The following is a 22,431-nucleotide window of genomic DNA, read 5'->3' on the forward strand; positions in this document are numbered from 1 at the left end:
CTGTGGCTAATCACCCTCGTGCAGGACAACCGGCTCGACAAAGCGATTTGATTAATGTTGCTCAACTCACTTCTCAATATTATGTATTGCAACCTGAGGCTGAAAACCCCGCTCATGCGGTTAAGTTTGGTACCTCTGGCCATCGTGGTAGCGCCGCGCGACAGAGCTTTAATGAAGCCCATATTCTGGCTATTGCTCAGGCGATAGCCGAAGTTCGTCACCAGCATGGTATTACTGGCCCATGTTATGTGGGTAAAGATACCCATGCACTGTCTGAACCCGCCTTTATTTCGGTACTGGAAGTCTTAACGGCAAATGGCGTGAATGTTGTCGTGCAACAGGATAACGGTTTCACCCCTACGCCGGCTATTTCACATGCCATTCTTTGCTATAACGCACAGGGTAAAGACCTGGCCGATGGCATTGTTATTACGCCATCCCACAATCCACCTGAAGACGGCGGCATCAAGTACAATCCACCTAATGGTGGCCCGGCCGATACGAATTTAACGTCAGTGATTGAAAAGCGTGCTAATCAATTACTCAGCCTGAAATTAGAGGGCGTTAAGCGCCAGTCGCTGGATAAAGCTTGGCGCGGTAATCACTTGCGTGAGCAAGATTTGATCCAACCGTATGTTGAAGGTTTGGTCGATGTGGTTGATATTCCAGCTATTCAACAAGCAGGTTTGAAGCTAGGTGTTGACCCGCTCGGCGGTTCCGGCATTGCTTATTGGCAACGTATTGGTGAGCACTATAAGTTGGATTTGACTCTGGTTAATGATTCTATCGATCAGACCTTCCGTTTTATGCACCTTGATCACGACGGTATCATCCGCATGGATTGCTCGTCAGAATCTGCTATGGCAGGTTTATTGGCGCTGCGTGATAAATTCGATTTAGCCTTTGCCAACGACCCTGATTACGATCGTCATGGGATTGTTACCCCCGCGGGTCTGATGAACCCTAACCACTATTTGGCGGTTGCCATTAATTACTTGTTCCAACATCGCCCTCAATGGGGCGCGGATGTTGCTGTGGGTAAAACACTGGTTTCCAGTGCCATGATTGATAGAGTGGTTGCTGATTTGGGTCGTAAGCTGGTGGAAGTGCCGGTTGGTTTCAAATGGTTTGTCGAGGGGCTGCATGATGGCAGCTTTGGTTTTGGTGGCGAAGAGAGTGCCGGGGCGTCTTTCCTGCGCTTTAATGGCACACCTTGGTCGACCGACAAAGACGGCATTATCATGTGCTTGTTAGCGGCTGAAATTACAGCGGTTACCGGTAAAAACCCTCAACAACATTATGACGAATTGGCCAAACGTTTTGGGGCTCCGAGCTATAACCGAATTCAGGCCCCTGCAACTCAGGCGCAAAAAAATGCCTTGTCCAAGTTGTCACCTGAAATGGTCAAAGCCAGTACCTTGGCCGGTGACCCTATTACCGCCCGGTTAACCGCAGCGCCGGGTAATGGCGCATCAATCGGTGGCCTGAAAGTGATGACCGACAATGGTTGGTTTGCCGCCCGTCCATCTGGCACTGAAGACGCGTATAAAATTTACTGCGAAAGTTTCCTTGGTGCAGAGCATCGTGAAAAAATAGAACTTGAAGCCGTGAATATTGTGAGCGATGTGCTAGCCGGTAAGCAGTAACTGTTGATAAGAAATAGCGCCAGGTGGCGCTATTTCTAGTCATAAAGTTTCCGTCAGAACGATATAACAGATTTACTGTTATTGGCCTATACAAGCAGGCTGTTATAAACGCTATTTTCCAACATATAATGGTGTTTTAAATAGGTTGGATAGGCTTGTTGAGCCTCTTTGGGGGCAAAAGAAGAAAGCGCCGCAGAAATATAAGATATATCTGGCAAGTTATCACCAAAATGTAATGGGTTGTTTTCATACATATTTTGTAATTTATCATTTCTATCTTTAAGGACATCAATAAGCGTTTCTTTTGTTAACTTCTCAGTGTCTGGCATTTTACTGCTAAAAACGTAAGTTAAATCAGTCCGATAAATATCGCCAAGGTCGTATTCATGAGTTAATTTATTTAATATATCATCAGTATTTCCAAGGTTGTTTTTTACCATCGTTAAAATATTATCTTCATGGTACTTCTTATCCTCTTCACTACTATATTTAATATATGAACGGGTCTCTAAATTATTAACTTTATAGCCATCTTCAGCATATTGATCGTAAATTACGATGGTGAGGTTATTTATATGCGCTTCGGCGCTTGATATCATCAAGTGATTACCGTAACGTTTAAATTTTAATTCATGGAGGAAATAGTCATTAATGCAGATAGTATTTTTCTCTCCACCATACTCAACTATCATATTAATCCCCTCAAAGCTGGAGAATAGATACATATCATCACCGGTGCCACCGGCTAAATAATCATTATTTCTTCCCCCTTCGATACGATCCAACCCTTTTCCGCCAAATAGAATGTCATTGCCTCGTGCTTCACTCTGATAAGCAAAAGGGCCTAAGCCGTTAGCATCCCCATATAATTCGTCATCACCATCGCCAGCATCAATAAAATCATTACCAGCCCCGCCAGCCAATCCATCATTACCTGTGCCACCGACTAAAATGTCATTCCCACCCTGGCCAAACAACGAGTCAAAAGAGGCATAACCAAAAATAATATCGTCACTATCCCCGCCAGCAAGGTGGTCATTTTCATCACTACCATTAATCAAGTTAGCATTATATGACATAAAAGCCGTTTTTGATGGACGAGCAGGTGTGCTCAGTTTCTGGGCAGAAATTTCGGGCCGGTTTTTTCTGCTGAGTAGCAGGGTTTTATCTGGGCTAGCATTGGTGCTGTTTAACGTTAAAAATAGTTCACTTTGTATATGATTATTGTCACGAATAATAATGGACTTTATGAGGAGGTCGCCATTCTCAATGACGTCAAAAGTACGGCTTAAAAATCTTTTATCATCTATTATACTAACTTTAAGTTTTGAATCTGAGTATTGGATAAAAATTTTATCAGTAGGGATGTTTGCTATCAGAATGGACTTGCTTTCTTGGTTAACTATTAATGTTATTTCTTTGGTTTTTTTTTAATGACTTTGTTTGTTACTGTTTTTTTGTTGGTTTCTTTTGTGTTCAAAATATTTTCCTTTTTTTAAGTTGATATCAATTAACTCTTTTATATTTATAGTGAATAAATTAATTTAAATATACTTATATAGTATTTAAATGCTTAGCTTAAAGTGAGTTTGTTAGCTAAAGTATAAAACAGCTCGGTAAGCTATATGATATCCGATAAGTTACTATCAAATTCACTAGGCTTATCATTCTCATCATTAATTACATATTTAGTTTTAATAATAGATGAAAGAATTGACTTTAAAATCGTGATAATTTGTATTGATATTCTCTTATCTATACAAATTCCATATTTGTTAAATTACGCGGGTTGATATGATAATATCTCAATCTTAGAAAAAGAAACTTAAATAAATTGCATTTTCTTATTTTTAATTAGCAGGAAGATATATTGGTAAAGGCAACAGTAATATACTTTGCCTTTATGTTAGATATCATTATTAACTTGCCGCAATCACCCCAAGGCAACCATCAGAGCACCCGCTGTGATAAGTGCGACTCCTAGCCCGGCCACTAAAGATATTTTTTCACCAAACAGAATAAAGGCGAGAATGACGGCAAAAACCACACTGAGTTTATCAATGGGGGCCACCTGCGAAACATTGCCATTTTTTATTGCCATAAAATAGAACAGCCAGGACAACGCACCCGCGACACCACTAAGCACCACAAACAGCAGCGCTTTTTTATCTGCCAACACCGCGCCGACCAGATTAAATTTTCCCTGCACCAGCACCACACCGACTAAAAATAGCGCCATAACGACGGCACGAACTGCGGTTGCAGTATTCGCATCTAAATGTTGCAGGCCGATTTTACCGAAGATTGCGACCAAAGAGGCGGTAAGGGCAGAAAGTAGGGCATAAATTAACCAGGTGCTCATAATAAATAAGATCCATTCAGGCTGCTAGCAAAGTTGATTGTAGGGGAAATGGGCTAAATGGGCCGTCGCCGCACAAGCGCCCATAGGTATCGTCACCCCGACTCGCTGGGAACTGATGATGTTGATTTGGCATCAACTTCATCGATTATCATTAGAAAACCTGATGCTACTCTGGAGCGCGTTTTTTTCCTAGTCTCAATGTGCCGGCTGATGATGTATAACGCTTTATGGAATAAAGCGATAACCAACACCGGTTTCAGTTAACAGATGCTTGGGGCGGGTAGGGTCAGCTTCTAATTTTTGGCGTAAATGACCCATATAAATGCGCAGATAATGACTGTGTTCGACATAATTAGGCCCCCACACTTGATTGAGTAACTGGCGCTGGGTAATGACTTTGCCGCTATTGGCCAATAATGCGGTAAGCAAGCGAAACTCAATCGGTGTCAGGTGCAGTTTTTCACCGCCACGGGTGATCTGACGGTTAATTAAATCGACACTGATGTCTGCAAAATTCACCACCGGGCTTTCCTGGCTGCCGCCACTGTGACGGCGCAAGGCAACACGAACTCTGGCTAGTAACTCACTGATACCAAAAGGTTTGCTGAGATAATCATCTGCTCCGGCATCTAACGCCGCGACTTTATCTTCTTCACTGCTACGGGCGGATAAGACAATAATGGGGATGGCACTCCATTGGCGCACATCCTGAATGTAAGTCAGGCCATCACCATCCGGCAGGCCCAAATCCAATATGATTAAATCGGGTTTACGTGTGCCGGCTTCAATCAGGCCGCGTTGCAGTGTTTCACTCTCAAACACTCGGCAGCCTTCACTCTCCAGCGCAATGCGAACAAAGCGGCGGATCTCTTTTTCATCTTCAACAATCAGGATGTTAGCTGGGGGTATGCTCACAGTTCCTCAGTTTCAATTTCCGGTGGTTTTTCCAATGGCAAAGTAAAATAGAAACTGGCACCGCCTTCTGGATTGCGTTCCACCCAGATACGGCCGCCGTGTACATCAATAATGGCACGACAAATGGCTAAACCCAAGCCCACCCCCGGAATTACTGACTCTTTGTTACCACGGGAAAATTTATCAAAAATCAGCTGCTCTTGCCCGGCGATAACCCCAGGGCCGTTATCCCAGACTTCCACCTGCAACCAATCACCTTGTACTGAGGCTCGGATCCCCAGCAATGCATGGAAACCGGCATATTTATGGGCATTTTCCAACAGATTGATAAAGACCCGCTCGAGCAAGCTGCCATCACAATTGATAAGCACCATGTCAGCCGGTAACTCAACACGAATAGGATGATGATTGAGGGCGGTATCCAGCATATGTAAGGCGCTACCGACAATTTCTTCCAGTGACTGCCACTCTTTGCGCAAGTTAAAGCCCCCTGATTGGATCCGCGCCATATCCAGCAAATTATTGACCAGGCGAGTGGTGCTCAACACTTGTTGGCGGATTTGGTTGGCTTGTGGGGCATGGCGCGAGCCCTCGGCGGCTAAATCCAGGGTGAGGATTTCTGCTTGACCAAATAACACCGTCAGTGGGGTGCGCAAGTCATGGGAAAGGGCCGCCAGCAAGGAGTTGCGCAGTTGCTCTCGTTCGGCATCCAACTTTGCCAGTTCAGCACTGCGAGCCAGATGCAGCCTTTCCAGCGCGTTGGCAATCAGGCTGGTGAATGTTTGTAGCAAACGCTGTTGCTCCGGCACCATTAGCTGGCGCAGGTTAGCGGGTTCAATGGCCAGTACCCCAAAGGTCTGTTTTGAGGTGGTCAGTGGCAGTAATTGATAAGGGACTCCCGGCAAGGTGTCTGTCCCGGCTCCGGCTGGCGCGCCTTTATCAAAACTCCAGCGGGCAATGGCTTCATCGACGGAGAGCGCGCCGCCGTCATCCGTAGCGACTTGCTGCAAGCGGCCATCTTCTTGTGGCAACAACAAATCAGTTTTGGCTTGGAAGCTGCTGGAAAGAAAATGGCGGCTGGTTTTGGCAATATCCACCGGAGTCAGGGCGCGGCTGAGCCCGCGTGACATTTCGTATAAATGTCTGGCGCGCTGTTCCCGATAGCGAGCAATTCTGGCCTGATAGCGCACCCCGGCGGTTAAGTTCCCGACCACAATCCCGACAATCAACATTACACCGAAAGTCACCAGATATTGCACGTCGGTCACGGCTAATGACCAGTGTGGCTGAACAAAAAACAGATCAAAACTGGCGACATTAATCACTGCCGCCAGGACGGAGGGCCAACGGCCATAAAATAGCGCAATAATCACGACGCCCAGCAAGTAAACCATCACCAGGTTTGCCTGGTCAAAGCCGGGTATTAGCCATTGTGATAAAACGGTAATCAGCGCACATAAGCCGATGGCGGCGATACAACCGCGCAGCTGCATACGCCACTTTTCAGTGAATGCCCGTGAGTCAGTTTCTTTCGCCACCCCAGTAGGGCTGTCACCTTCTAGTGCAATAATCACCAAATCTACGTCAGGGCCGAGTTTACCCAAGCGGTCTGCAAAGCTGCCGCGCAGTTTCCAGGGTTTTTCTGCTCGACGACCAATAATGATTTTGCCCAAATTATGTTCACGGGCGTAGCGCAATACAGCGCGTTCCTCACTGGGCTCTGACAGGGTGGCGGTTTCTGCCCCCAGTTCTTGCGCCAATTTAAGGGTGCGTAAGATGGCGCGGCGCTTGGCTTCTGGCAAGCCATGTAAGCGCGGCGTTTCTACATAAACGGCATGCCAGATACAGCCCAGCCGGGCCGCCAGTCTGGCGGCGGTGCGCACCAGTTTTTCATTGCCGCTGTTATGACCAATGCATAATAAGATAGCATCGCGGGTATGCCAGACCCGCTCGCGCCCTTGAGTGTCGCGAAATGCGCGCATTTGGTCATCAACGCGATCGGCGGTGCGGCGCAGTGCTAACTCGCGCAAGGCAATTAAATTACCTTTGCGGAAAAAATGCTCAATGGCCCGCTCGGCCTGACCGGAAATATAGACTTTGCCTTCATTGAGGCGCTGGCGCAGGTCATCTGGCGGTAAGTCGACCAACACCACTTCCGTGGCCTCATCAAACATATGGTCGGGGACAGTTTCCCGCACCCGAATGCCCGTTACGCCACCCACCACATCATTTAGACTTTCTAAATGCTGCACATTTACGGTGGTCAATACATCAATACCGGCATCCAGCAGTTCTTCAACATCCTGCCAGCGCTTGGGATGACGGGAGCCTTGGGCATTGCTGTGTGCCAGTTCATCCATCAGGATCAGGGCCGGATGACGAGCCAACGCGGCATCCAAATCGAACTCGCGGAGTTGGCGGTTGCGGTGCTGGATGCGCCTGGCGGGCAGAATTGCCAGCCCCTCAAGCAAGGCGGCAGTTTCGCCGCGTCCATGTGTTTCCACCACTCCGACCAGCACATCCAGCCCCTGAGCCCGCAGGCGCTGGGCCTCTTGCAGCATGGCGTAGGTTTTACCCACCCCGGCACAGGCCCCAAAGAATACCTTTAGCCGACCACGGGATTTTTCATTCGCCGCCGCAAGCAGGCTATCGGGGTTGGGGCGGGTTGGTTCTGCATCCACCATGATGTGTCCTTAAGGTTTTGCCAAAGCCGCCGGAATAGCAGCAGGGCTTTGGGCATCCAGCGCCATATTCAGTTTCAGCACATTAACAACAGATTCACCGAAGAAATTGGGTGTCGCTTTTTGCACATTTTCATCAATTAAATGTTTCACTTCAGACAGCGGCAGCTGGCGCACGTTGGCAATGCGAGGGGCTTGATAATAAGCCGCCGCCAGTGAAATACTCGGATCCAGACCGCTGCCAGAGGCAGTGACCAGATCTACAGGTACCGGGCCGCTTTGCATCGGGTTGGCCTGGCGCTGTAATGCCACGCGCTCACTGATAGCCTTATCCAGCGCTGGGTTACTGATAGCCAGATTACTCCCGCCAGAAGCCATTGGATTATAAGGCATATCTGCCGTTGCTGATGGGCGGCCGGCAAAATAACCCAGCTGGGTAAAGTTCTGCCCCAGCAAACTGGAGCCGATAACCTCATCACCCAGCATCACCAATGAACCATTTGCTTGCTGGGCAAACAGCAATTTCGCCAGCCCAGTGGTCAACAGAGGATAAGCTATCCCGGTGATAAGTGTCAGTAATATCAGTAAAACCAATGCCGGGCGAAAATAGGACATAGGGCTTGCTGTAGACTGATGGGTAACTGACTGATTGGTAGATAACATAATTTGTAGCCTCTTAGTTGTATTTCTTGCACTTAGCTCATCAAAGCGGTCAGCAGTAAGTCGATAAGTTTGATTCCGACAAAGGGCACCAGTAAGCCGCCCAGCCCGTAAATCCACAGGTTACGGCGCAGCAAGGCTGCGGCACTCATGGCCTTGTAACTGACGCCTTTCAGTGCCAGTGGAATAAGAAACACGATAACCAGCGCATTAAAGATAACCGCCGACAGTATTGCCGAGGACGGTGAGTGCAACTGCATCACATTCAAGGCATTGAGCTGCGGGTAAGTGGCAGCAAAAGCGGCTGGGATAATGGCAAAATATTTGGCGACATCGTTGGCGATACTGAAGGTGGTTAATGAGCCACGAGTCATCAGCATTTGCTTGCCGATATGTACCACTTCAATCAATTTGGTGGGATTGGAGTCCAAATCCACCATGTTGCCGGCTTCTTTGGCGGCTTGAGTCCCGGAGTTCATCGCGACCGCCACATCAGCTTGTGCCAGTGCTGGGGCATCATTGGTGCCATCGCCGGTCATCGCGACCAGGCGGCCTTCGGCTTGATACTGGCGAATCAACGCCAACTTGGCTTCTGGTGTGGCCTCGGCCAAAAAGTCATCCACCCCGGCTTCAGCAGCAATGGCTGCGGCAGTCAGACGGTTGTCACCGGTGATCATCACCGTTTTAATGCCCATTTTGCGCAGCTCGGCAAAACGTTCTTTAATGCCACCTTTGACGATATCTTTCAGGGCAACCACCCCGAGCACCCGCGGCCCATCAGCCACTACCAATGGCGTGCCGCCAGTGCGGGCGACACTTTCTACCGCATCTTCTACTGCCCGCGGGAAGTGGCCTTGATTAGATTCAACATGGCGACGAAGGGCATCAACCGCCCCTTTGCGGATCATGCGCTCTTGCACATTGACACCGCTCATCCGTGTTTGTGCCGAGAAGGGCACAAAGGTGGCATTCAAGCTGTGCAGGTCGCGTTCGCGCAAGTTAAAACGTTGTTTAGCTAGCACCACAATACTGCGGCCTTCAGGGGTTTCGTCGGCCAGCGAAGAGAGCTGTGCGGCATCTGCCAGCTGTTGTTCGGTGACTCCGGGGGCCGGAATAAACTCGGAGGCCTGGCGATTACCCAAGGTGATGGTGCCGGTTTTATCCAGTAACAACACATCGACATCGCCAGCGGCTTCTACTGCGCGACCACTGGTGGCTATCACATTCGCAGCCAACATTCGGCTCATGCCAGCGACACCAATGGCCGACAATAACCCGCCAATAGTGGTCGGAATCAAGCACACCAATAGCGCGACTAACACGGTGATGGTGACGGGAATACCGGCGTGATTGGCCTCGACACTGAATACCGAGAAGGGGTATAGGGTGGCGGTTGCCAGCAAAAAGACGATGGTTAATGCCACCAATAAAATGGTCAGCGCCACTTCATTGGGGGTTTTACGCCGCTTAGCCCCTTCGACCATCGCAATCATTCGGTCGAGGAATGTCTCGCCGGGGTTAACACTGCACTCGACGACCAGCCAGTCGGACAGCACCCGTGTGCCGCCGGTGACGGAGGAAAAGTCGCCGCCAGATTCGCGGATAACCGGTGCGGATTCGCCAGTAATGGCGCTTTCATCCACAGAGGCACCGCCTTCCAGCACTTCGCCATCGCAAGGCACGATATCACCGGCCTCAATCAGCACCCAATCACCTTTGCGCAGGCTATCGGCAGAGACTTTCTCTTGCGGCGCATCAACGCGGGCGGCGGATAGCTTTTTAGCCCAACTGGTTTTTTTCACGCCGCGCAAACTTTCGGCCTGCGCTTTACTGCGGCCCTCGGCCAGTGCTTCGGCAAAGTTAGCGAACAGCACGGTAAACCACAACCACAGAGCCACACTGCCGGTAAATAGGGCGCTACCTGTGGTGTGGCCGCTTAATATTGCCAACCAAATCAACGTAGTTAGCCAACTGCCCAGATACACCACGAACATCACTGGATTGCGCCACTGGACGCGCGGATCCAGTTTTTTCACAGCATCAAGCAGGGCTGTGCGCACCAGTTGCGGTTCAAAAATCGCGCGTTGTTTATGAGTCATCATTGTTATCTCAGTGGATTAACCAAATCTGCAAATGTTCGGCAACTGGGCCTAAGGCCAGTGCGGGGATAAAGGTCAATGCGCCGACCAACAACACCGTGCCGACCAGCAAGCCGATAAACAGGGGGCCGGAGGTTGGCAGAGTGCCATTACCCGCCGGTTGCCGTTTTTTCGCTACCAATGAACTGGCAATGGCCAGCACCGGCAGAATGACTCCGAATCGCCCCAGGAACATCGCCGCAGCCAGCAGCAGGTTATAAAATGGCGTATTGACACTCAGGCCCGCAAAGGCGCTGCCATTGTTGTTTGCCGCACTGGAAAGGGCGTAAAGCACTTCACTAAAACCATGCGCGCCGGGGTTAAGGATCCCCGCTCGGCCCGCATCGGTACAGAGAGCCAGTGCCGTGCCTAACAGCACCACCGCAGGTGTTACCAGAATGGCTAACGCGGTCATTTTCATCTCAAAAACGTCAATTTTTTTGCCCAGATATTCTGGAGTGCGACCAATCATCAGCCCGGCAATAAACACGGTTAACAGCACGAATAACAGCATGCCGTACAAACCCGAACCGACGCCGCCAAACACCACTTCGCCAATTTGCATCAACCACATTGGCACCATGCCGCCCAAGGCGGTAAAGGAGTCGTGCATGGCATTCACCGCCCCGCAAGAGGCCGCGGTGGTCACCACGGCATACATGCTGGTGGCGAGGATGCCAAACCGCGATTCTTTACCTTCCATATTGATATTGCTGTCGGCCCCTAACTGGGTTAAATGCGGGTTTCCGGTCAGTTCGGCATACATCACCACGGTGACCGCCACGATAAAAATCAGTGACATAGCCCAGATGAGTGCATGACCCTGGCGGTTATCTCCCACCACCTGACCAAAAGCAAAGCACAGGGCGCAGGGGAGAAGGAAAATGGCCAACATCTGCACAAAATTGCTAAATGCGGTTGGGTTTTCAAAAGGATGGGCGGAGTTAGCGCCAAAGAAACCACCGCCATTGGTGCCCAACATTTTGATTGCTTCTTGCGAAGCCACCGGCCCCATAGGTAAGGTTTGTTTTACCCCCTCTAAGGTGGTGATATGCAAGTAACTATCCAGGTTTTGCAAGACGCCCTGACTGACAAAAATCAGGGCGATGACCAAGGAGATTGGCACTAACACATATAAAGTGATGCGCACCAAGTCAACCCAGGCATTACCCAGAGTTGCTGCCGAATGGCGGGCAAAAGCGCGTATCAGGGCAAAGGCGACAGCAATGCCGGTAGCCGCGGACAGAAAGTTTTGCACTGTCAGACCGGCCATTTGGCTCAGATAACTGAGGGTGTTTTCGCCGCTATAGGCTTGCCAATTGGTGTTGGTGACAAAACTGACGGCGGTATTCAGTGCCAAATGCCATGACATACCCGGCATATGTTCCGGGTTCAATGGCAATGAGCCTTGCGTCATTAACAACACAAATAACAGCACAATACCCAGCAGGTTAAAGCTGAGAATAGCCAGCGCATATTGCCAGCCATTCATTTCTTCATTTTTTACACCGCTACAACGCCATATACCGGCCTCGAATTTTTGCAGTGCCGAGAAGGGGTAGCCTTCAATAAGGCGCGCCAGAAAGCCCCCTAATGGACGCGACAGCACCAACAGCACCAGCATAAAACTGGCGATAAGTAGAAATCCTGATGCAGCCATTTAAAAGTCCTCCGCGTTAAACAGGGCATAAACCAAATAGCCCAGAAGCAGCAGAACCAGCAGCGCCCCACCTATGATGCTGAAACTCACGATACACCTCCACAGGTCTTATTTTTGAAAACCAAGCTATTGATAACCCGGTTTTTGATAGCCAATTTTTTGATAACAACAGCTTAGGAAGTTGTAAGAAAAGTTCTTGATAAAAAAGCGAGGCGGAGTGTAAAAAAAGTATAAAAACGGTCATAAAATAAGCTAAAAATGAGTGTAAATTAGGCAGTGATAAGGCGTGGAATCAAAAGACGTCATCAAAATGCGATTTTCATACTGAATGTATCCAGCCTTCTAATTCATAAATGGTATGTAACTTTGGCACAACAAGTGCCGAGCAATGTTTAACCTTGATGTAACAAAATTACAGATTTGATGGTTTTTTTCTGTTTTTACTCTGAATTAGTGGTCGGATGAGTGGTAAAATTTCAAACAATGCGGTAAAATTTTGTCCAGTTTCCAATTTTGTTTATTTTACTTTCAACGCCAAGCGGTAAATCGGTTCAGTGCTCTTTGGCCAGCGGTTACACGACGGCGTTTTGTAAGGAGGGTTATTATGTCTATGTACAATACATTTCCATTACATCAGGTTATTTTGCGTCGTATCGCGGTAATTCTGGTGGGATTACTGGCTCTGCCCGTCATGCTTTTTCGCAAGGATCGCGCCCGTTTTTATAGCTATTTGCACCGTGTCTGGGTCAAAACCAGTGATAAACCGGTGTGGTTGGCGCAGTCTGAAATGGCACCGCAAGATTTCTATTGATTGTTAATAGACTGAATTTTTAAACACTTAAATCTTAAAAAGGCTCATAAGCTGAATGCTTGTGAGCCTTTTTATTTGCGACGGTGTTACAAGACGGCGCACTGGATAGCCTGGTGGCGATGATGGGCCAGCATGATTTCACTGAGAGCCGCGCTGGTTTTATGTCTCAGTTAGAGACTGACTTGCGTAATAACATGATTACCGCATGGAGTAATATTATTGCCACCTAAGACAATATTATTACTTTAATAACCAGTATTGAGATCATCATGCCGTTCAGGTCATTACTGGACGGCATTTTTATTGGCATCTTTTGTGCCCTACAACAATAAGATTGTTATGATGAAGCTCATGGTTTTTACCTTCAGGGCTGGCTCATGTCGATAACAAATAAGCAGGTCAATAGTGCTGAAAGTCGCTATATTTTGTGTGAATTTGATCAATTAATGGCCGGTAGCATTACCCGTGGCAAATTGATGGCGTTCCACAGCCGCTATAAACTGGTGTTGTTAGCGCATTCTCAACCTGAATATCGTGAGATTGGACCTTTTGTTGCAGGAATGGATAAATGGCCTTCATTAGCTGAGTTTGCTACCGAGTATCGCCAACGGCTGTTACAGCTGTTATCTCATCAGCCTACTGCGGCGAATCACACCAATGTATTGATGCATGTGCAGGGCTATTTTCGGCCTTATCTTACCTCAGAGCAACGCCAGGCCTTGGCACAGCTTATTGAAAAATACCGCACTGGTGATGTGCCCCTTACTGTGCCTATAGCCCAAATAACAGCTTATATGACTGAATTCCCAAATGATTATCTTGCTGGGCAGCACTATTTTACTTTTTATTCAGCGCAAGGATAAAACATGGCGACCCATCTGGTCTGGTTTCGCAATGATTTACGGATCACCGATAACCTGGCGCTCCATGCCGCTTGTAAAGACTCACAAGCCACTGTTATTGCTGTATTTGTTGCGACACCAGTACAATGGGGAAAGCAGGATATGGCCCCACGGCAGGCGGCTTTCTTGTGGCAAAATCTGCAACAGTTGCGGGCGGTGTTGGCAGAGCGCGCCATACCGCTGCACTACCATCAGTGTGATGAATTTAAAGATTCTATTAACTGGCTGGATGATTTTTGCCAGCAACATCAGATTGATGCGCTGTTTTATAATCAACAGTATGAATGGAATGAGCGGCAACGTGATGATGCACTGATAGCAAAACTCGCCGGTCGGGTCATTTGCCACAGTTTTCATGATAGTTTGTTATTGCCGCCGGGGAGTGTGCTGACGGGAAATGGTAAAATGTATCAAGTATTTACCCCATTCCGCCGAGCATTTATTCAACGGTTAATGATGTCCGATTATCGCAGTGTGCCAGCACCGAAAGCCCGTCAGACCAAGATAGCTATTGAACCGGCATCATGGGGCCCGTTTGATTACCCGCAGCAGTCTGTCGATAACCAGCTGTTTCCTGCGGGCGAAGAGGCGGCGCTTTTACGCCTGCGCACTTTTTGTCGTGAGCAGGTTCAGGACTATCAGCAACAACGTGATCTGCCCGCCGTGGCAGGTACCAGTTGTCTGTCACCTTATTTGGCTCTGGGAATACTTTCACCCCGTCAATGTGTTAATCGCTTGCGGGCGGAGTGTCCGGAGGTGTTTGAAAAAGCGGATGGCGGTGCCTTTATCTGGCTTAATGAGCTGATTTGGCGTGAATTTTATCGTCATTTGCTCGTGGCGTATCCGCGGTTATGCCAGCATCGTCCCTTTATTGACTGGACTGATGCGGTAGTATGGAATCATTCGGAACAGCACTTGCTGGCCTGGCAACAAGGGCGGACAGGTTACCCTATTGTTGATGCAGCAATGCGGCAACTGAATGAAACGGGTTGGATGCATAACCGGCTGCGGATGATTAGCGCCAGTTTTCTGGTTAAAGATCTGTTGATTAACTGGCGGCATGGCGAGCGCTATTTTATGTCGCAATTGTTGGACGGTGACTTAGCCGCCAATAACGGCGGCTGGCAGTGGGCAGCTTCAACCGGTACTGATGCCGCGCCCTATTTTCGTATTTTTAACCCCACGACGCAGGGAGAGCGTTTTGATAAAAAAGGTATTTTTATTCGCCGCTGGTTACCTGAATTGTCTGCGGTGCCAGACAGTGATATCCACCAGCCGTGGCATTGGGCGCAGCAGCAACAGCACCCATTGGATTACCCGCCACCACTGGTTGACCACAAGCAAGCCAGATTGGCTACACTCGCGGCATTTGACGCCGCTAAGCGGGATGGCAGCAAGGATCCCTAACCACCAGGAGCCTTCATGTTTTTGACAACACGTTTAATTCAATCGGCATCAGCTATTCGCCAGCTCAATGGCAGGAAATACCGCAACAAGCTGATTAACGCCGGATTGGTTTTCTCGGTTAGCCTTTATAGCTCGCTGGCTACGGCAGGTTTTGAAGTTGTCGCTCTTGGGGTCGATGGCGGAGTCAGCGATGGCAATCTGACCTCTTATCTGATCCGTGATGATAGCCAGCCAGTGTATTTGGCGCTGGATGCCGGTTCGGTACTGCCGGGGATAGCTAAGGCACTGGAAAAAGGCCATTTTTCTGAAGTTACGGATGAGATTGCCGCGCCATTGACTCGCCAGGGATATATTTTCCGTCAGCGCATTAACAGCTATTTTATCAGCCACGCCCATCTTGACCATGTTTCTGGCCTAATTATTGGCTCGCCAGAAGACAGTAAAAAAACTATTTATGCCTCTGCCGATACCATTGATGTGCTGCGAAATTATTATTTTAATTGGCGTGTCTGGCCCAATTTCACCGACAGCGGCAGTGGCACCCGTTTGGGCACTTACCGCATGCAACTGGTGCGCCCGGCTCAATCATTGAGTTTGGGATTGACGCGCTTAACCGGCGAAATGTACCCCTTGAGTCACGATAAATCGCCATCTTCGATGTTACTTATCAGCAGTAATAATGAGGCATTTGCCTATTTTGGTGATACTGGCGCGGATGAAATAGAATCGGCGAAAAACCTGGGTGTGGTGTGGCGTAAGCTGGCAGAAAAGGTTAAGCAGCAGCAATTGAAGGGGATGATAATTGAAGTTTCCTATCCCAATGAGGCTCCTGACGGCAAGCTGTATGGTCATATGACCCCCAAGTTATTACTGAAAGAATTGAAAAATCTGGAGAAATACAGTGGCGAAGGCCAACCTTTGGCCGGGTTGTCGGTGGTCATTAGCCATATCAAACCCTCATTCCAGCAGGGGCAGGATGTGCGCAAAATCATTGCGACTGAGCTGGCACAGGGTAATGATATGGGAATTAAATTTATCATTATGGAACAAGGTGATAGCCTGAAATTCTAATCTGAGATCGGCAAAATCAGGGGATTGAATTTATACTTTTCATCTATTTGTTAATTGGCGAGATTAAACGAAATGCGTAACACGGAATTAGAAACTCTGCTCAATAACCAACTCAATATCGCCGCTTTTCAGGATTACGCGCCTAATGGGTTGCAGGTTGAGGGGCGTGAGGACGTCCGGCGCATCGTCACTGGCGTCACGGCCAGTCAAGCCTTACTGGATGCGGCGGTAGAGCAACAGGCGGATGCTATTTTGGTGCATCACGGTTATTTTTGGAAAAACGAACCTTCAGTGGTGCGGGGCATGAAACGTAACCGACTGAAAACATTGCTAACCAATGATATCAATCTGTATGGCTATCATTTGCCGCTGGATGCCCACCCAGAATTAGGTAATAACGCCCAACTGGCTAAATTGCTGGATATTCACGTGTTGGGTGAAATTGAACCACTGTTGCCTTATGGCGAGTTTGAAAAACCGCTAAATGCAGTGATTTTACGTGAACGTCTGGAAAAAGTGCTAGGGCGGGCGGTATTACACTGTGGTGACCATGCACCCACGAGCCTCCGGCGGATTGCCTGGTGCAGTGGTGGTGGGCAAGGATATATTCAGCAAGCAGCTGAATTTGGGGTCGATGCATTCATTACTGGCGAAGTTTCGGAGCAAACTATCCATATTGCTCGGGAAATGGGGGTGAATTTTTATGCAGCTGGGCATCATGCCACTGAGCGCTATGGTATTAAGGCGCTAGGTGAATGGCTCGCTACCCATCATCAGCTTGAAGTGACTTTTATTGACATCCCTAACCCCGCCTGAGTTGGGTTAGATGCTTACTGGGCACCAGTGGTTAGCCGCATTGGTGCTCAATCAATTTAGTCGCCACACGGCGGATGCTTAACGGTATTTAACCACAATAAAAATAAGGCTTTTTTAAGTTAAGGGTATTAAAAACAAACATCTGACCTAAATTAAATGATAAAACTGCATTTTTTCATATTATTCCCTCGCTTTACTCTGATTTTAAATAAGAAAAAAATCCATTCCTGCCCTCTATCTTCATCAAAAAACCATAAAAACAATAAGTTGTGATGGTTTATATGGCTATTGGCTGCGAATCTAGAAATTACTCTTAATTATGGGTTGGCCCACTTCTATTGACAGCGGCTAGGGTGCTGACGCATAAATATATCCATAAGACGGGTATTTATTTAACAACGAAAACAAACAGGGAGACGGGAGTGCAACGAGCACGATGCTATTTACTAGGAGAAAGTGCGGTGGTTCTGGAACTGGATCCGCCGGTGACGTTAGCAAGCCAGCAACGGATTTGGGGCTTAGCTGACCGCTTGATTCATCATCCCGATGTCCTTGAAGCCATTCCTGGTATGAATAACCTGACATTATTGCTGACCTGTCCGCAGAACACAGCATTGGATGCGATTGAACGCCTGCAACGCTGGTGGGAAGAGAGTGAGTCATTAGTGCCTGAGTCGCGTGATATCACCATCCCGGTGATTTATGGCGGCGAGGCTGGCCCTGATCTGGCCGAAGTCGCTCGCCATACCGGTATGACCGAGCGCCAAGTGGTTGAGTGCCATGCGGGGACGAGCTATATCGTCTATTTTCTCGGGTTCCAACCGGGTTTTTCTTATTTGGGCGGTATGCCAGAACAACTGGCAACACCACGGCGCGCCGAGCCACGTTTGGTGGTACCGCCAGGGTCGGTCGGGATTGGTGGCAGCCAAACCGGGATCTATCCGCTGGCAACACCCGGTGGCTGGCAGCTAATTGGCCGCACCTCGTTGGCATTATTTAACCCATTAGAGATGCCGCCAACCTTGCTGCGACCGGGTGACAATGTGCGCTTCCTGCCTTCAAAGGAGGGCATATGCTGAAAATTATTCGTTCCGGTATGTATACCACGGTACAAGACAGTGGCCGTGGTGGTTTTCGTCGTTTGGGTATTAGCCAGGGCGGGGCACTTGATTTACCCGCATTAAGTATGGCGAATATGCTGGTGGGCAATGAGGCGGGTGCAGCTGGGTTGGAAATTACCCTGGGCCAGTTGATCGTTGAGTTTACCCAAGCGGGCTGGATAGCGCTGACGGGCGCGGGTTGTGATGCACGGCTTGGAGAGCAACTGCTCTGGACGGGGTGGCGTTATCCGGTCAAGCGGGGGCAACAGTTAAAACTCAATGCGCCACTCCGGGGAATGCGTAGCTATCTGGCAATTTCTGGCGGGATTGATGTGCCGGAAATGCTGGGGTCACGTAGTACCGACCTGAAAGCCGGTTTTGGTGGTTATCAGGGGCGGCTGATTAAAGAGGGCGACAACTTGCCACTGGGTAAACCGACCCGTTTGCCGCGTGAATCTGTTGGTATCAAACAATTGTTATTTGGCAATAGAGTGCGGGCCGTACCGGGGCCGGAATATCATGAATTCGACGATATTTCTCAGGGCACATTTTGGCGTGAGGCCTGGCGACTCAGCCCGCAAAGTAACCGGATGGGTTATCGCCTGACGGGCCGTGAGTTAGCGCGCACCACCTCGCGCGAGATGCTGTCGCACGGTTTATTGCCCGGCGTGGTGCAGGTGCCGCATAACGGCCAGCCGATTGTGCTGATGGCCGATGCGCAAACTACCGGTGGTTACCCACGGATTGCCTGTGTTATCGAAGCCGATCTCTACCATTTGGCGCAACTACGGCTGGGGGAGCCGGTGCACTTTATCCCTTGCACTGTGGAGGATGCGCTCCGTGCCAAATCTGAACAGCAGCATTTCCTGCAACAAATTGAATGGGGATTACAAGCGGGTTTTGATAGCAGGGAGGGCAAATGAACGTTGATTTAAATGCTGATTTAGGTGAAGGCTGCGCCAATGATCAGGCGCTATTGCAGTTGGTGAGTTCCGCCAATATTGCCTGTGGTTTTCATGCCGGTGATGCACAAACTATGCGCCAGTCAGTGCGCTGGGCGATTGAGTATGGGGTTGCCATTGGTGCGCACCCGAGCTTTCCGGATCGTGAAAACTTTGGTCGTACCGCCATGCAATTACCACCAGAAACTGTCTATGCCCAAGTGGTTTATCAGCTTGGTGCCCTGGCGGCAATAGTGAAAGCCGAAGGGGGCGTGATGCAACATGTGAAGCCCCACGGCATGTTATACAACCAAGCGGCGCGAGACCCACAGCTGGCTGATGCCATTGCTCAGGCCATCAAGGCGGTAGACCCGTCATTGCGGTTAGTCGGCTTAGCTGGGAGTGAATTGATTCGTGCCGGTGAGCGCGCGGGATTAGCAACCCGACAAGAAGTGTTTGCCGATCGTCGCTACCAACCTGACGGCACTTTAGTGCCGCGTAACCAATCCGACGCCTTAATTGAAAGTGACGAATTAGCCTTGTCACAAACCTTAGCCATGGTATTGCGCCATCAGGTTCAGGCGAATGATGGCAGTTGGGTCGCGGTGCAGGCGGATACCGTTTGTGTTCACGGCGATGGTGCTCATGCTTTGGCTTTTGCCCGGCGTTTACGAGACAGTTTTCAGCAAGAAAATATTAAGGTCACTGCGCAATAAGCAACCTTTTTGAACCACAGAAATATAACCGCCAACTCGAGCGGGATTTTATTTTAATTTAAATAATTACCCATAGGCATTAGTGCCATAGCTAATACTGCTGCGGCTTGATGACGAAGGGTTAATGCTATTTTTCATGACAGGAGAGTCACCTTGGAGCAAACAGTTAACCTATGGCCGCTTATTGGTATTGCGGCGATTATTATCGGATTTTTACTGCGCATAAACGCAGTTTTAGTGGTCATCACCGCCGGGATAATCACCGGCTTGACCGCCTTAATGCCCATCGCCACTATTTTAGAAAAACTGGGCGAGGGTTTTCTCAATACCCGTAACCTGCCTTTGATTTTGTTACTGCCCTTGGCGGTTATCGGATTGCTGGAGCGCCACGGCTTGAAAGAGCGGGCGCAGGCGTGGATTTCGCAAATCAAAAGTGCCACTTCTGGCCGGTTATTGATTGTGTATTTGTTTGTACGTGAAGCCACGGCGGCACTGGGATTAACCAGCCTCGGCGGTCAACCTCAGATGGTGCGCCCATTATTGGCCCCTATGGCCGAAGGCGCGGCAGAAATCCGTTACGGCGAGTTGCCAGAGAAAGTGCGCTATCGCCTGCGCGCGATGTCTGCTGCCACGGATAACGTCGGGCTGTTTTTCGGCGAAGATATTTTTGTCGCCTTCGGTGCCATTATTTTCATGCACAACTTTATGTTGGAGTCCGGCGGCATTCAAACTGAACCCTTGCACATCGCGCTGTGGGGGATCCCGACGGCGATTTGTGCCTTCTTGATCCATGCTTACCGTTTGCAACGTCTGGATAAATACCTTGCCGCTGAATTAACTGCGTTGAATCAGTCTGCTTTGGCTGCCAAGGGAGAGGCTAAATGATTTTCCAACAACAATATTTGTACTGGTTAGCGGGCGTCGTATTGCTGATTGTTGCGGCCATGTCATTTCGTGATAAAGCTAACCCACGCCGCTTCACTACTGGCCTGTTCTGGGGCTTATACGGGTTGATTTTTCTGGTTGGCGATTGGACTTACCGCCTGGCAAATACCTTGGCCGGCGAAGGGCCAGATGAGAAACGCATACTGAATATCACTGTTGGTGTGGTGGTGGTAATCATGGCATTGATAGCCGGTTTCGGTGGGGTAAAGCTGGGCAGTTATCACCAGCGCACGGCGCAAGAGCGCGAAGTCAGCGCCAAGCGCCTGGGGAATAAACTGTTTCTTCCCGCCCTGGCTATTCCGGTTGTCACCGTGGTTGGCGTGTTGCTGTTTAATAATATCCCGGCATTAGACCAATGGATGTTTGGTGCAGGTAACCATGCAACGTTGGTGACGTTATTCTCAATGACGGTCGGCTGTGTGCTCGGTTTAATTATTGCCATTTTCCTGACACACGAAACCGCAGCACAACCGGTGCAGGAAGCTCGGCGATTACTGGATTCTATCGGCTGGGCCTTTATCTTGCCGCAGATTTTGGCAACTCTCGGCCTGCTGTTTACTGCCGCGGGCGTTGGGACGGCCATTGCCCATTTGACACAGGAATATCTGGCAGTAGATCATCGCTTTATCGCGGTGGCGGTCTATGCTATTGGCATGGCAGTGCTCACCATGATCATGGGTAATGCATTTGCTGCTTTCCCTATTGTCACTGCCGGTATTGGTATTCCTATTCTAGTCTTGCAACACGGGGGCAACCCAGCCGTTATGGCTGCTATCGGGATGTTCTCTGGTTACTGTGGTACTTTGATGACACCAATGGCTGCCAACTTTAACATTGTTCCTGCTGCGTTATTGGAGCTGCCGGATAAAAATGCAGTTATCAAAGCACAGATCCCAACGGGGATTGCTCTGTTGATTGTTAACGTATTTTTGCTGTATTTCCTGATGTTCCTCTAGGGGGTTCGATGAAAAGAGTATTAATTACCGGATTTGAGCCATTTGGTGGCGAGCGGGTGAATCCCTCCTGGGAAGTGGTTAAGCAACTGAATGATTTAATGCTGGGAGACGAGGTCAGAGTGGTTGCCCGCCAGTTACCTTGTGTCTTTGGTGACGCACTGGTTGCGCTAAATGCAGCCATCGATGATATCCAGCCAGTGTTAGTGTTGGCTATCGGTCAGGCGGGGGGGCGTGCTGATATTACTATTGAGCGAGTCGCGATTAATGTTGATGACGCCCGCATCCCCGATAATCAGGGTAACCAGCCCGTCGACCAGCCTATTGTAGAAAATGGCCCAGCGGCCTATTTTACTCACTTACCTATTAAGGCGATGGTTGAGGGGATGCGAGAGGCGGGTATTCCCGCTTCTGTTTCCCAAACCGCCGGGACGTATGTCTGCAACCATGTGATGTATGGTTTATTGCATCGGTTAAATCAGATCAATAGTGAGGTTAAGGGCGGCTTTATCCATATCCCTTATTTACCTGAACAGGCAGTCAATCACCCTGGAACACCCAGTATGTCGGCCCATTCAGTAGAAATAGCCTTGAAACTGGCTATTTCAATTGCATTGCAAATTGAGCACGATTTACAGATATCCGGTGGCGCTATCCACTAATCTTGCGCGATGCATTTATATTGGCAGTTAAATAGAAACGCCACC

Annotated in this window: 21 protein-coding genes; 13 read left to right on the top strand and 8 right to left on the bottom strand. The window is 49.1% G+C overall.

Annotated features, from left to right (window positions below):
• Positions 1-2: 2 nt before the first annotated feature.
• Complete coding sequence (pgm, locus tag YROHD0001_RS04655) at positions 3-1,646, top strand: phosphoglucomutase (alpha-D-glucose-1,6-bisphosphate-dependent) (RefSeq protein ID WP_032817516.1); 1,644 nt, start codon at positions 3-5, stop codon at positions 1,644-1,646.
• A gap of 86 nt (positions 1,647-1,732) precedes the next feature.
• Here pgm and YROHD0001_RS0118360 read toward each other — a convergent pair whose 3' ends face one another.
• The 8 genes from YROHD0001_RS0118360 to YROHD0001_RS20955 form a co-directional block, all read right to left on the bottom strand.
• Positions 1,733-2,725 carry a calcium-binding protein gene (locus YROHD0001_RS0118360; protein ID WP_004715757.1) on the bottom strand — a complete coding sequence of 331 codons (993 nt, stop codon included), beginning with the start codon at positions 2,723-2,725 and terminating at the stop codon, positions 1,733-1,735.
• A gap of 854 nt (positions 2,726-3,579) precedes the next feature.
• Positions 3,580-4,008, bottom strand: coding sequence for an EamA family transporter (locus tag YROHD0001_RS04650; protein WP_004715758.1), 429 nt, complete (start codon positions 4,006-4,008; stop codon positions 3,580-3,582).
• 225 nt (positions 4,009-4,233) lie between these two features.
• A complete protein-coding gene (gene kdpE / locus YROHD0001_RS04645) occupies positions 4,234-4,923 on the bottom strand; it encodes a two-component system response regulator KdpE (protein ID WP_032817493.1) in 690 nt (229 codons plus the stop codon).
• The gene (kdpD, locus tag YROHD0001_RS04640; protein ID WP_004715760.1) at positions 4,920-7,607 is read right to left on the bottom strand and encodes a two-component system sensor histidine kinase KdpD; all 2,688 of its coding nucleotides are present in this window, start codon (positions 7,605-7,607) and stop codon (positions 4,920-4,922) included. Before kdpD ends, kdpE begins: the two co-directional genes overlap by 4 nt.
• Before the next feature lie 9 nt (positions 7,608-7,616).
• A complete protein-coding gene (gene kdpC / locus YROHD0001_RS04635; RefSeq protein WP_004715761.1) occupies positions 7,617-8,219 on the bottom strand; it encodes a potassium-transporting ATPase subunit KdpC in 603 nt (200 codons plus the stop codon).
• 80 nt (positions 8,220-8,299) lie between these two features.
• Positions 8,300-10,363, bottom strand: coding sequence for a potassium-transporting ATPase subunit KdpB (gene kdpB, locus YROHD0001_RS04630; protein WP_032817518.1), 2,064 nt, complete (start codon positions 10,361-10,363; stop codon positions 8,300-8,302).
• A 10-nt stretch (positions 10,364-10,373) separates the two neighbouring features.
• Positions 10,374-12,062, bottom strand: coding sequence for a potassium-transporting ATPase subunit KdpA (kdpA, locus tag YROHD0001_RS04625; protein WP_004715763.1), 1,689 nt, complete (start codon positions 12,060-12,062; stop codon positions 10,374-10,376).
• The gene (locus YROHD0001_RS20955; protein WP_032817497.1) at positions 12,063-12,152 is read right to left on the bottom strand and encodes a K(+)-transporting ATPase subunit F; all 90 of its coding nucleotides are present in this window, start codon (positions 12,150-12,152) and stop codon (positions 12,063-12,065) included.
• A gap of 514 nt (positions 12,153-12,666) precedes the next feature.
• On the opposite strand from YROHD0001_RS20955, the gene YROHD0001_RS04620 reads away from it, so the two are divergent.
• The 12 genes from YROHD0001_RS04620 (at position 12,667) to pcp (ending at position 22,386) form a co-directional block, all read left to right on the top strand.
• Positions 12,667-12,873: a YbfA family protein gene (locus tag YROHD0001_RS04620; RefSeq protein ID WP_032817499.1), complete on the top strand. Its 207-nt coding sequence runs from the start codon at positions 12,667-12,669 to the stop codon at positions 12,871-12,873.
• An 83-nt stretch (positions 12,874-12,956) separates the two neighbouring features.
• A complete protein-coding gene (locus tag YROHD0001_RS20495) occupies positions 12,957-13,103 on the top strand; it encodes a hypothetical protein (protein ID WP_004715765.1) in 147 nt (48 codons plus the stop codon).
• A 147-nt stretch (positions 13,104-13,250) separates the two neighbouring features.
• Positions 13,251-13,736 carry a DUF1722 domain-containing protein gene (locus tag YROHD0001_RS04615; protein ID WP_004715766.1) on the top strand — a complete coding sequence of 162 codons (486 nt, stop codon included), beginning with the start codon at positions 13,251-13,253 and terminating at the stop codon, positions 13,734-13,736.
• Between the two features lie 3 nt (positions 13,737-13,739).
• Positions 13,740-15,182, top strand: a complete 1,443-nt coding sequence (gene phrB, locus YROHD0001_RS04610; RefSeq protein ID WP_004715767.1) for a deoxyribodipyrimidine photo-lyase — start codon at positions 13,740-13,742, stop codon at positions 15,180-15,182.
• Between the two features lie 15 nt (positions 15,183-15,197).
• The gene (locus YROHD0001_RS04605; protein ID WP_004715768.1) at positions 15,198-16,253 is read left to right on the top strand and encodes an MBL fold metallo-hydrolase; all 1,056 of its coding nucleotides are present in this window, start codon (positions 15,198-15,200) and stop codon (positions 16,251-16,253) included.
• A gap of 72 nt (positions 16,254-16,325) precedes the next feature.
• Positions 16,326-17,069 (top strand): type 2 GTP cyclohydrolase I, encoded by a 744-nt coding sequence (locus YROHD0001_RS04600; RefSeq protein WP_004715769.1) that lies wholly within the window; start codon positions 16,326-16,328, stop codon positions 17,067-17,069.
• A 422-nt stretch (positions 17,070-17,491) separates the two neighbouring features.
• Positions 17,492-18,148 (top strand): 5-oxoprolinase subunit PxpB, encoded by a 657-nt coding sequence (gene pxpB / locus YROHD0001_RS04595; protein WP_032817501.1) that lies wholly within the window; start codon positions 17,492-17,494, stop codon positions 18,146-18,148.
• Positions 18,142-19,092: a 5-oxoprolinase subunit PxpC gene (pxpC, locus tag YROHD0001_RS04590; protein WP_032817503.1), complete on the top strand. Its 951-nt coding sequence runs from the start codon at positions 18,142-18,144 to the stop codon at positions 19,090-19,092. The genes pxpB and pxpC overlap by 7 nt, the downstream gene beginning before the upstream one ends.
• Positions 19,089-19,826 carry a 5-oxoprolinase subunit PxpA gene (pxpA, locus tag YROHD0001_RS04585; RefSeq protein ID WP_032817505.1) on the top strand — a complete coding sequence of 246 codons (738 nt, stop codon included), beginning with the start codon at positions 19,089-19,091 and terminating at the stop codon, positions 19,824-19,826. The genes pxpC and pxpA overlap by 4 nt, the downstream gene beginning before the upstream one ends.
• 153 nt (positions 19,827-19,979) lie before the next feature.
• Complete coding sequence (locus YROHD0001_RS04580; RefSeq protein ID WP_004715773.1) at positions 19,980-20,711, top strand: DUF969 domain-containing protein; 732 nt, start codon at positions 19,980-19,982, stop codon at positions 20,709-20,711.
• A complete protein-coding gene (locus tag YROHD0001_RS04575; protein WP_032817507.1) occupies positions 20,708-21,727 on the top strand; it encodes a DUF979 domain-containing protein in 1,020 nt (339 codons plus the stop codon). The genes YROHD0001_RS04580 and YROHD0001_RS04575 overlap by 4 nt, the downstream gene beginning before the upstream one ends.
• 8 nt (positions 21,728-21,735) lie before the next feature.
• A complete protein-coding gene (gene pcp / locus YROHD0001_RS04570; protein WP_004715775.1) occupies positions 21,736-22,386 on the top strand; it encodes a pyroglutamyl-peptidase I in 651 nt (216 codons plus the stop codon).
• Positions 22,387-22,431: the final 45 nt, after the last annotated feature.

The organism is Yersinia rohdei ATCC 43380 (assembly GCF_000173775.1).
Taxonomy (GTDB): domain Bacteria; phylum Pseudomonadota; class Gammaproteobacteria; order Enterobacterales; family Enterobacteriaceae; genus Yersinia; species Yersinia rohdei.

Coding starts and splice junctions, on each gene's coding strand:
- YROHD0001_RS0118360 (WP_004715757.1), bottom strand. CDS start 2,725: ATGTCATATAATGCTAACTTGATTAATGGTAGTGATGAAAATGACCAC.
- YROHD0001_RS04650 (WP_004715758.1), bottom strand. CDS start 4,008: ATGAGCACCTGGTTAATTTATGCCCTACTTTCTGCCCTTACCGCCTCT.
- kdpD (WP_004715760.1), bottom strand. CDS start 7,607: ATGGTGGATGCAGAACCAACCCGCCCCAACCCCGATAGCCTGCTTGCG.
- kdpC (WP_004715761.1), bottom strand. CDS start 8,219: ATGTCCTATTTTCGCCCGGCATTGGTTTTACTGATATTACTGACACTT.
- kdpB (WP_032817518.1), bottom strand. CDS start 10,363: ATGACTCATAAACAACGCGCGATTTTTGAACCGCAACTGGTGCGCACA.
- kdpA (WP_004715763.1), bottom strand. CDS start 12,062: ATGGCTGCATCAGGATTTCTACTTATCGCCAGTTTTATGCTGGTGCTG.
- YROHD0001_RS04620 (WP_032817499.1), top strand. CDS start 12,667: ATGTCTATGTACAATACATTTCCATTACATCAGGTTATTTTGCGTCGT.
- YROHD0001_RS04615 (WP_004715766.1), top strand. CDS start 13,251: ATGTCGATAACAAATAAGCAGGTCAATAGTGCTGAAAGTCGCTATATT.
- phrB (WP_004715767.1), top strand. CDS start 13,740: ATGGCGACCCATCTGGTCTGGTTTCGCAATGATTTACGGATCACCGAT.
- YROHD0001_RS04605 (WP_004715768.1), top strand. CDS start 15,198: ATGTTTTTGACAACACGTTTAATTCAATCGGCATCAGCTATTCGCCAG.
- YROHD0001_RS04600 (WP_004715769.1), top strand. CDS start 16,326: ATGCGTAACACGGAATTAGAAACTCTGCTCAATAACCAACTCAATATC.
- pxpC (WP_032817503.1), top strand. CDS start 18,142: ATGCTGAAAATTATTCGTTCCGGTATGTATACCACGGTACAAGACAGT.
- pxpA (WP_032817505.1), top strand. CDS start 19,089: ATGAACGTTGATTTAAATGCTGATTTAGGTGAAGGCTGCGCCAATGAT.
- YROHD0001_RS04575 (WP_032817507.1), top strand. CDS start 20,708: ATGATTTTCCAACAACAATATTTGTACTGGTTAGCGGGCGTCGTATTG.
- pcp (WP_004715775.1), top strand. CDS start 21,736: ATGAAAAGAGTATTAATTACCGGATTTGAGCCATTTGGTGGCGAGCGG.